The sequence below is a fragment of the Paraburkholderia nodosa DSM 21604 genome (assembly GCF_000519185.1).
Classification (GTDB): Bacteria; Pseudomonadota; Gammaproteobacteria; order Burkholderiales; family Burkholderiaceae; genus Paraburkholderia; species Paraburkholderia nodosa.
In genome coordinates, this window is the sequence record NZ_KI912595.1 from 28,125 (window position 1) to 37,195 (window position 9,071).

General features: G+C 60.0%; 9 protein-coding genes and 3 pseudogenes. 9 read left to right on the forward strand and 3 right to left on the reverse strand.

Features of this window, described 5'->3' with window-relative positions; translation table 11 throughout:
* The 3 genes and pseudogenes from A3CW_RS49985 to A3CW_RS0144550 all read left to right on the forward strand — a co-directional run.
* Nucleotides 1-536 (forward strand): annotated as a pseudogene (locus tag A3CW_RS49985) (electron transfer flavoprotein subunit beta/FixA family protein); the annotation flags it as partial.
* 15 nt (nt 537-551) lie between these two features.
* Nucleotides 552-1,487 (forward strand): annotated as a pseudogene (locus A3CW_RS0144545) (electron transfer flavoprotein subunit alpha/FixB family protein).
* Nucleotides 1,488-2,009: 522 nt separating this feature from the next.
* A complete protein-coding gene (locus tag A3CW_RS0144550) occupies nt 2,010-2,309 on the forward strand; it encodes an H-NS histone family protein (protein ID WP_028209211.1) in 300 nt (99 codons plus the stop codon).
* Between the two features lie 402 nt (nt 2,310-2,711).
* Here the strand turns inward: A3CW_RS0144550 and A3CW_RS49990 are convergent, their stop codons facing one another.
* Nucleotides 2,712-3,695 (reverse strand): LysR substrate-binding domain-containing protein, encoded by a 984-nt coding sequence (locus A3CW_RS49990; protein ID WP_245623912.1) that lies wholly within the window; start codon nt 3,693-3,695, stop codon nt 2,712-2,714.
* 101 nt (nt 3,696-3,796) lie between these two features.
* Here A3CW_RS49990 and metC point away from each other — a divergent pair, with 101 nt between their 5' ends.
* The 4 genes from metC to A3CW_RS0144575 are packed head-to-tail and all read left to right on the forward strand — an operon-like array spanning nt 3,797 to nt 7,260.
* On the forward strand, nt 3,797-4,960 hold the full coding sequence (metC, locus tag A3CW_RS0144560) for a cystathionine beta-lyase (RefSeq protein WP_028209212.1): 1,164 nt from the start codon (nt 3,797-3,799) through the stop codon (nt 4,958-4,960).
* Between the two features lie 40 nt (nt 4,961-5,000).
* Nucleotides 5,001-5,840 carry an ABC transporter substrate-binding protein gene (locus A3CW_RS0144565; RefSeq protein WP_035515970.1) on the forward strand — a complete coding sequence of 280 codons (840 nt, stop codon included), beginning with the start codon at nt 5,001-5,003 and terminating at the stop codon, nt 5,838-5,840.
* Nucleotides 5,841-5,842: 2 nt separating this feature from the next.
* Entirely contained in the window at nt 5,843-6,493 is a 651-nt protein-coding gene (locus A3CW_RS0144570; protein ID WP_028209214.1) for an amino acid ABC transporter permease, read from the forward strand.
* The gene (locus A3CW_RS0144575; RefSeq protein ID WP_028209215.1) at nt 6,490-7,260 is read left to right on the forward strand and encodes an amino acid ABC transporter ATP-binding protein; all 771 of its coding nucleotides are present in this window, start codon (nt 6,490-6,492) and stop codon (nt 7,258-7,260) included. The genes A3CW_RS0144570 and A3CW_RS0144575 overlap by 4 nt, the downstream gene beginning before the upstream one ends.
* Nucleotides 7,261-7,306: 46 nt before the next feature.
* Here A3CW_RS0144575 and A3CW_RS53185 read toward each other — a convergent pair.
* Both A3CW_RS53185 and A3CW_RS0144580 read right to left on the reverse strand, forming a co-directional pair.
* A pseudogene (locus A3CW_RS53185) lies at nt 7,307-7,420 on the reverse strand (IS5/IS1182 family transposase); the annotation flags it as partial.
* Nucleotides 7,421-7,671: 251 nt separating this feature from the next.
* A complete protein-coding gene (locus A3CW_RS0144580; RefSeq protein ID WP_028209216.1) occupies nt 7,672-7,908 on the reverse strand; it encodes a helix-turn-helix domain-containing protein in 237 nt (78 codons plus the stop codon).
* Nucleotides 7,909-7,966: 58 nt separating this feature from the next.
* Here A3CW_RS0144580 and A3CW_RS0144585 point away from each other — a divergent pair, with 58 nt between their 5' ends.
* Nucleotides 7,967-8,374, forward strand: a complete 408-nt coding sequence (locus tag A3CW_RS0144585; protein ID WP_028209217.1) for a VOC family protein — start codon at nt 7,967-7,969, stop codon at nt 8,372-8,374.
* Between the two features lie 440 nt (nt 8,375-8,814).
* On the forward strand, nt 8,815-9,071 hold a 257-nt coding region (locus A3CW_RS54230; protein ID WP_456152332.1), incomplete at its 3' end, for a Vgb family protein.

A 9,071-nucleotide genomic window follows, 5' to 3' on the forward strand; every position in this document is an offset into this window, starting at 1 on the left:
TGCGCACGGCGCTGGCCATCGGCGCGGATCGCGCGATCCTGATCGAGTCGAACGAAGACCTGCAGCCGCTGGCTGTGGCCAAGCTGCTGAAGGCGCTGGTCGACAAGGAACAGCCGCAACTGGTNATTCTCGGCAAGCAGGCNATNGACGACGATTCGAACCAGACTGGCCAGATGCTCGCCGCGCTGGCGAACCTNCCGCAGGCNACGTTCGCNTCGAAGGTNGTNGTNGCNGACGGCAAGGCTACGGTGTCGCGCGAAGTGGATGGCGGCGCGGAAACGCTGTCGCTCACGCTGCCNGCNGTCGTCACNACNGANCTGCGCNTGAACGAGCCGCGCTACGTNACGCTGCCGAACATCATGAAGGCGAAGAAGAAGCCTNTGGANANNNTNAAGCCNGAAGACNTGGGCGTCGACGTCACGCCGCGTCTGAAGACGCTGAAGGTTGCCGAGCCGCCGAAGCGTTCGGCAGGCGTGAAGGTGCCGGACGTGAAGACGCTGGTCGAGAAGCTGAAGACGGAAGCCAAGGTGCTGTAAGGGGAGCAGACGAAAATGACGAATCTGGTTATTGCCGAACACGACAATNAGTCGATCAAGGCCGCGACGCTGAACACGGTCGCCGCAGCACAGAAGATTGGTGGCGACGTGCATGTGCTGGTCGCGGGCCACAATGCGCAGGCGGCTGCGGATGCAGCTGCGAAGATTGCAGGCGTGGCGAAGGTGCTGCTGGCCGATGCGCCGCAACTCGAAGTCGGTCTCGCGGAAAGCGTCGAAGCGACGGTCCTCGCGATTGCGAAGAACTACACGCATATCCTCGCGCCGGCAACGGCCGCGGGCAAGAACGTCACGCCGCGTATCGCCGCGAAGCTCGACGTCGCGCAGATCAGCGATATCACCGCCGTGGATTCGCCGGACACGTTCGAGCGTCCGATCTACGCAGGCAATGCGATCGCGACGGTGCAATCGGTCGACCCGGTCAAGGTCATCACCGTGCGTACGACGGCGTTCGATGCGGCTGCGGCCGAAGGCGGCAGCGCAGCGGTCGAGAAGATCGAAGCGGCAGCCGACAGCGGTCTCACGCAATTCGTCGGCCGTGAAGTGACGAAGCTCGACCGCCCGGAACTCACGAGCGCGAAGATCATCGTCTCGGGCGGCCGGGGTCTGGGCAGCGGCGAGAACTNCNCGNNGNTTCTNGANCCGCTCGCGGACAAGCTCAACGCCGCACTCGGCGCCTCGCGCGCAGCCGTCGATGCTGGCTACGTGCCGAACGACTATCAGGTCGGTCAGACCGGCAAGATCGTCGCGCCGCAGCTGTACGTGGCGGTCGGCATCTCGGGTGCGATCCAGCACCTGGCCGGCATGAAGGACTCGAAGGTGATCGTCGCGATCAACAAGGACGAAGAAGCACCGATCTTCAGCGTTGCCGACTACGGCCTCGTCGGCGACCTGTTCGCGGTCGTGCCGGAACTCTCGGACGCGCTCGGCTAGCGTGAAGTGACGTTTCTATCGCAAGTGAAACAACCACGAGCCGACGGATAGGGACGCTCCCACTAGAGCGCGTGCGCAGGTTTACCTAAGCAACCGTCTATCTTGGTAACAAGGCTTATCTTTATGGCCGACGCTCCTTTCGGGGCGCTTTAGGTCCGCCGCGGCCGGAACGGAAAGAGCGTGCGGGATCGTGTCTTCGAAGCCCCGGGTCGGGCGCTGCGCATGTCGTTGCGCGCACTGCCCGAACCAGAGGCCGACGGCGTGCCTCCGCAATCACGGGCGCTGATCGCGAGAACGTACGCACGCGGCTCGCGGCCCAGGTGCAGTGCCTCATGTAGCGTAGTACCTCTCCCGGCGCTGCCGCCTGCGCGCGGCAGCACCGATTGTTTTCGTGCGTAGTGGGCTGGCCTGGTCGAAGACGATTCGCGGAATCTGCCGCGCAGTGAAGGGGCCGGTTGTCAGCCGCTCAAAATCGAAGCGAGCTAAGATCGGGACCACTTTGTGTGAACCGGGAGATAAGTCGTGGCGACATTCAGGGAACTGAAAGCACAAATGGCCGCGCTCGAGGAGCAGGCGGCAGCGGCCCGGGCGGCAGAATATGAAGAGGTACTCGCTGACATCAGGGCCAAGGTTGCCGACTACGGGTTCACTGAGCGGGATATTTTCGGACTTCGAAGGCGCGGGCGTACGACGTCGGCAGGGGGTGTCGTGCCTCCGAAATATCGCGATCCGAAGACGGGCGCAACCTGGTCGGGCAGGGGGCGTGCGCCCCACTGGATCAAGGACGTGAAAAACCGCGACCGGTACCTGATTCGTGATTGACGTCGGGCGAGAGTCGGTGTCGTTGCTACTTCGAACCCACGCGGTCCGGCAGATGATAAGGCGATGCTCACGTAGGCAAACTGTTACACGAAGCGGCGGTTTGTGAAGCGCCGACCTTGCAAACATCATCAAATCCGCCGGAAGGCTCGCCGGACAGGGCTTTGTGAGCGATTTCGCCTATCGCGGTGCTGCTAGGGGCCGCCACCTCGATGACCCTCATCGACCCACAACTGCCCGTCGGTCAGCTTCTGCGAATGTCACCGTCGGGCTCCAAAGCGGCCGCTCGCCCTACACCGTTCGCGTTGGACGTAACTGAAGACCGCGGGTTCGTGTTCGCGCTCGTACGTTGGATAGCAGTAAATAGTGACTGCCGATAGTCTGAGAAGCCGCGCACTAGCGGCTTCAGGAAACACGCCCGCCTGCCGGTCGGCGACTGCGCTTGCGAGCGGCGACTTCGTCTTCCTCTGTCGCCGCAGCGCCTAGCCCCAGTTTGAGCGTCTTCTGGTCATGTTCAAGCTGCATTCTCATGTGCCGCATGAACTGCCTCGCAGTCTCCGTGTGTGGGGTGCCGGGGCGAAACACAAGCACACCCGTGAACATTACCTCCACGTCAATCGGCTTCACGACGAGCCCCCGCCCTGCGAAGTCCAACGTCACGAGGGGATGAGCGATGCCTATACCAACTCCCGCGAGTGCCAGTTCGCATACCGTGTGCGAATACGGCGTTTCGACGACCGTCTTGAGTCGGATTTCACGTGCCGTGAGCTGCGTGTCCAGACGCAGTCTGGTGCTGTCTTCAGGATTCAGCGCAATGAAGGGAAATTCGGGCAAATCCACGACGGCGATGAAAGGACGGGCAGCCAAAGGGTGGTGCCGATTCATCACTGCTACAGCCGGCATACGCACGAATACCGAGTGCTCAAGGCCGGCCATCGACATCTCGTCGGACATCAGGCCGAAATCCACCTGTCCCGCCAAGACCTTCTCATGCACTTCGCGCGAGCTCATTACCTGCAGCGATATTTGCACGTTTCTGGACGCAGCATCGAACGCGGCGATGACGCGAGGCAGAAAGCCCGTGCCCAGTGCGGGCAGACAGGCGATCGCCAGCCGCCCCAATCCGTAGGACCGCAAACTGCGGATTCGATGCTCGATGACCTCGAATCCGCGGAAATATTGATCCACCTCCCGCATCAGGGCGACGGCTTCCTGGGTAGGAACGAGGCGACTGCGTACACGCTCGAACAGCCTGAAGTCCGCCATGGTTTCCAGACGCCTGATGGCCTGGCTTACAGCCGGTTGCGAAATCCCGAGTAGCGCCGCCGCTTTGCTCGTGCTCCCCGCATTCATGACCGCCCTGAATACCTCGATATCTCTGACCCTCATAACCTGCACTTATTGACCTAATTATTTGCGATGTTGATGCAATCGCGGGCGAAAGTAAACTGGACCCGTCAATTCACCATCAGGCAATCGCAAAGAGCAAGATGACAAGTCCTATCCAGAAGGTGCCGCAGCCGTTCCGCAGCCTCGCGCCCGCCGTCATGCGGGCATCCACGGTCGTATTCGATTCTCTGGCCGACTTTACGCGCCGCAAGGAGCGACAACCGGACGGTTACAGCTATGGCATCACAGGAACACCAACGGCTCGCCAACTGGAGCATCGCATCGCCGAACTCGAAGGCGGTGCGCATTGCGTGGTGACGCCCTCCGGCCAGTCCGCGCTGATGACGACCGTCATGGGTTTCGTGCGGGGCGGGGATCACCTGCTCGTGTCCGCTGCCTGCTACGGCGCGCTAAAGACGTTCGCGGACAAGTGGCTGGCGCACTTCAACGTCGAGGTCGAACTGTATCCGCCTGCGATCGGCGCCGAGATCAGTGAGTACATCAAGCCCAACACCCGCATGATCTGCATGGAGTCGCCGGGCACGGTGACGATGGAGATGTCCGACGTCCCGGCGATCGTCGAAGTCGCAAAACGTCATGGCGTATTGACGATGATGGATAACACCTGGGCAAGCCCGCTCGCTTTCAAGCCGCTCGAACACGGCGTGGACTTCAGCATCGAAGCCGCGACGAAATTCTTCGGTGGCCACTCTGATCTGCTGGCGGGTTGCATCAGCATGAACGACGCAGGTTACTACGCGACCGTGCGTGAGACGCAGAGCATTCTCGGCCAGCAGACCAGCCCCGATGACTGCTTCCTCGTCATGCGCGGCCTGCAAACCCTGAAGGTCCGTTTCGCTGCCCAGAGCGCCTCAACGCTGCAGATTGCGAGGGAACTCGAACGTCACCCGGAAGTGAACAAGGTGCTGTTTCCGGCACTGCAATCCGATCCCGGTCATGCCATCTGGAAGCGGGATTTTGCGAGCAGCGGGTGTCTCTTCTCCCTGATCCTCCAGCCTGCGCCGGAGGACGCGTTCAACGCATTCTTCGATACGCTCCAGCATTTCCCCATCGGGGCGAGCTGGGGAGGCGTGCATAGCCTCGCCGCCTACTATCCGGCTTCGTTGCAGGCCGAGCGTGCATTTCCGCTTACCGACCAGCCTGTCGTGCGCCTTTCGATCGGGTTGGAGGACCCGGCGATGCTACTTGAAGACCTGTGTGCCGGTCTCGACGCATTCAAACGAACCCGCGTAGCCAGTACCTGATATTTCTTCCGTTCAACTTACCTGGATTAGTGAGCACGACATGAAAACAATCAATAGATGGAGACACGCTCTCACGGCAGTGAGTTTCGTGACACTTTGCACGGCATTCAGCTTTCCCGCTACTGCGCAGGCAGCAGACCTGCTTGCGCAGGCTAAGGCGAACGGCGAATTGCGCGTGGCCAACACCCAGAGCAGTCCGCCGTGGAGCATGCTCGACGGCAACAATAATCCTGTCGGCTATGACGTCGCGATTGCAAAGGAAGTCGGGAAGCGCATCGGCGTGCCGAATGTAGTATTCGTCGCAGATTCGTTCAAGAACTTTGTGGAGGGGTTGAAGACGGGCAAGTATGACCTCGTGATGAACGATCTCACGCCTACGCCCGAACGCGAGCAACAGGTTGATTTCGGCGATCCATACGGCGTAGAGGATTTCCGCATTTTCGTACCTACCGGCAACACGGACATCAAGGGCAAAGACACGCTTAAAGGCAAGCGGGTGGGCGTGGTCACCGGCTCAAGCAATGAAACATGGGCGCGAGCACACTTAAAAGACTCCGATATCCGTTCCTACGACAATGGGGCGCTCGTCTTCAACGATCTGGGCAGTGGGCGGATCGACGCGGTAATTATTTCCCACTTCGGCGGTATGAAGTACGCCCACGTCAACCACTTGCCCGTGAAGGAAGTGGGCGAGCCCTTGATCTACCAGCTATCAGCGCCGGCTATCGTGAAAGGCCAACCGGCCCTGCGCGCAGCAGTCAATAAGGCAATCGCGGAAATGATGGCTGACGGAACGATTGACGCCATTGCGAAGAAGTGGGTTGGGCGCGATTACGACATGGCCGGCACGATCGCGAAAGCCAAGGCGCAACAGGAGTAGTCATGATCGAACTGTTCATGCGTTCTCTGCCGCTGTTGAGAAGCGCGGTGCTGATGACGCTCTTTCTTGGGTTGTCGTCGTTCGTGCTTGGTTCGACGCTGGGGTTGCTCGTCGCACTGGCCCGTGTCTCAAGCATGGGCGCACTGCGCGCGCTCGCATTCGCATATGTTTCCGTCTTCCGTGGTACGCCGCTGCTCGTGCAGATGCTGCTTATCTATTTCGGCTTGCCCCGTTACGGTCTGACACTTGACCCGGTTCCTGCCGCGCTTCTCGCGCTAACGCTGTTCTCGGCAGCCTATCTGAGCGAGAACTTCCGTTCTGGGATCAACGCGGTGGACAAGGGCCAGTGGGAAGCAGCGATGTCGCTGGGCATGGGTTACTGGAAAGCCATGTCGCGGGTTATCCTCCCTCAGGGTCTACGGATTGCCATTCCGCCCGTCGGCAGCCGCCTGATTGCATTAATCAAGGACACGTCTCTCGCTTCGACCATCACAGTGGTAGAACTGACCCGCGTGGCCGACCAGGTCGGCGCAACCACCTTCCGTTACATGGAAATGTTTCTGATGGTCGGCATCATCTACTGGGGCATCAACCAGATTCTCACGATAGTCCAGACAATCCTCGAGAATCGTTTGTCGAGGCGTTTTGTATGAATACGGATATCAGGACGATCGAAGTTCGTGGGCTTTCTAAAGCCTTCGACAACAACCAGGTGTTGCGCGGTGTCGACTTCAGCGTATCGAAAGGCGAAGTTGTCGTTGTGATGGGTCCGTCCGGTTCGGGCAAGACCACGCTGCTGCGTTCACTGAATTTCCTCGAAATGCCGGATGCCGGCACCGTGACTGTGTGCGGCATTGATGTCGAATGCGCCGGTTCATCGAAACCATCACGCGAGCGCCAGAAGAAAATCCGCGCGATCCGCCAGCGCACGGCAATGGTGTTTCAGTCGTTCAACCTGTTTCCGCACAGAACAGCACTCGAAAACGTGATGGAAGGTCCGGTCAGCGTCAAAGGCATTCCCCGCGCGCAGGCATCGGAGCGTGCAATGCACCTGCTGACACAGGTTGGCCTGGCGGCAAAAGCCAACGAGTATCCGGGACGGTTGTCCGGGGGGCAGAAGCAGCGCGTAGCGATTGCGCGGGCGCTCGCGATGGATCCGGAAGTCATACTCTTCGACGAACCCACTTCCGCTCTCGATCCAGCGCTACGGGAGGACGTCCTGACCGTCATGCGCGATGTCGCAAGACTGGGCATGACGATGCTGATCGTCACGCACGAAGTGCGGTTTGCGCGAGATGTTGCGGATCGGATCGTTTTCATGGACGGCGGCGTGGTTGCCGAAGACACGACACCGCAAGCCTTCTTTGGCGAGGGCACCAGTCCACGCGTACGGCAGTTCCTGCAGCTGATCGAGACCTGAGCGTTGACGCGCCCGGCTGCGACCGGCCAAGCTATTCAAGGCGGCCTCACAAAGGCTGTTCGGTACGCTGCTGCACGCGCCAGCAAACAAGAGAACAGCCAGGCCTAAGGACTGCCTCGTGAATGTCTCAACGACGCTCGAAGCGAAGGTGAAGGTGACGGTGACGCGAAGGTCGCCGTCGCATTACCAAATGGCGACTCGTCGCTTGTCAGGAGACATTCGCCATGCAACTGCGAAGGACGGTTCCTGGCCGTGCTCAGTCCGACAGCATCCGGCTCAGTTCGACCCGGAACGGTCCTTGGGCTCCCTACAAAGCGGACAGCGGGAACCAAGGAAATGCCGCACGCGCAATAGATGGCCGGTTGCACTCCTCAGCCGGAATCTCGCGAAGAACGCAACGTCGGCGTAGCTTTAGCGACGCAGGCGCACGCCGTAGCCGAGACCAGCCTCTGCGCTCAGAAACAACACGCCGGCGCTCTCAAATGCGGCCATCACCTTGATGACCGTCGCAAAATGCGCGTGGATATCCTCGCCTGCGGCTTCGAGGCGCTTGACCGTGATTTTCGAAACACCGGCCATCTCCGCAAGCTTCGTCTGATCCCAACCGAGAAGCGCTCGACCTGCCCTGATTTGTATGCCCGTTATCATGCTTGACTTTAGGTATCTCTATTGATACTTTTGGTATCATACTCCACGGAGGTTACCTATGACTACCAATCCAGCATCTGCAGACTGCAGGATGATGCGATCAGCGTCTTATTTCCTGGTAGATGACGTGTTTGCGACGGCAGAGTTCTATCGCGATGTTCTGGGCTTTAACTTCGACGAGTTCTTTGGTGTTCCACCAAGCTTTGTCATGGTCCAACGCGACGACGTGAACATCATGTTCCGGCAGGTGCGGCCACCAAGGACTCCGGTCGCGCGGCCCAATCGAACCATCATGGGCGAAACGTTTGATGCCTATGTCTACGTCTCGAATGTGGATCAACTTGCCGCGGAGCTGCGCGCGAAGAAGGCCGATATTGTCGAAGGACCGGTTGATAGGATCTATGACATGCGAGAGCTGCTCGTGCGCGATTGCAACGGATACGTCATTGCCTTCGGGCAGGGCTGAATCCGACAGATCTTCGTAGATCGGTTCGATGAGCTGAGTTTTGCCAACTGCTGAACTCGCAAAGAAATCCCGAGCAAGCGACCGGATTGTCGACGATTCGCCGTGCGGGGTCGACCGTCCGTAACTGGCCGAATTCACGCATTCGCCCTCATAAGACGGCCACCGCGCGCGTGGCCGCTCCTTTGCTCAGTTCGCCATGCGTCGTTGCGCGCCCATCGAGCCGCCTGCTAATCGCAGACAAATGCCTGTCACACACTTTGTCTGCGCCCAGGCCGAGAATTCTCCCGGTTAGTGCCACAATAAGCACGCATCAGTGCCAGCAAAATCCCGTCACGGAGGCGGACGTGGTTCACATCGCAAATACAGCGGTTTGCGCGACGGTGAACGGTATTAGCGCATCCCGCTTCTTCCGATATTTTGCGTCGGTTCTTGTTGGTGCGATGTTGGCACCAGGTTCGGCGCAGGCTCTGTCCCTGTCGTTCGACTCATTTGCTTTGNCCTCCGGCAGCGCACCGCACGATGTCGCGCCAGAGCCTGGCGGCACCGTCTGGTACACCGCGCAGGCGCAAGGCGCAGTCGGAAGGTTGGACCCGCGCAGCGGCAAGATCGAGCGGATCCCGCTCGGCAACGGATCGGCGCCGCACGGCGTGATCGTCGGTCCGGATGGAGCAGCATGGATCACCGACGGCGGGCTGAA

Coding starts and splice junctions, on each gene's coding strand:
- A3CW_RS49990 (WP_245623912.1), bottom strand. CDS start 3,695: ATGAGGGTCAGAGATATCGAGGTATTCAGGGCGGTCATGAATGCGGGG.
- A3CW_RS0144575 (WP_028209215.1), top strand. CDS start 6,490: ATGAATACGGATATCAGGACGATCGAAGTTCGTGGGCTTTCTAAAGCC.
- A3CW_RS0144580 (WP_028209216.1), bottom strand. CDS start 7,908: ATGATAACGGGCATACAAATCAGGGCAGGTCGAGCGCTTCTCGGTTGG.
- A3CW_RS0144570 (WP_028209214.1), top strand. CDS start 5,843: ATGATCGAACTGTTCATGCGTTCTCTGCCGCTGTTGAGAAGCGCGGTG.
- A3CW_RS0144585 (WP_028209217.1), top strand. CDS start 7,967: ATGACTACCAATCCAGCATCTGCAGACTGCAGGATGATGCGATCAGCG.
- A3CW_RS0144565 (WP_035515970.1), top strand. CDS start 5,001: ATGAAAACAATCAATAGATGGAGACACGCTCTCACGGCAGTGAGTTTC.
- metC (WP_028209212.1), top strand. CDS start 3,797: ATGACAAGTCCTATCCAGAAGGTGCCGCAGCCGTTCCGCAGCCTCGCG.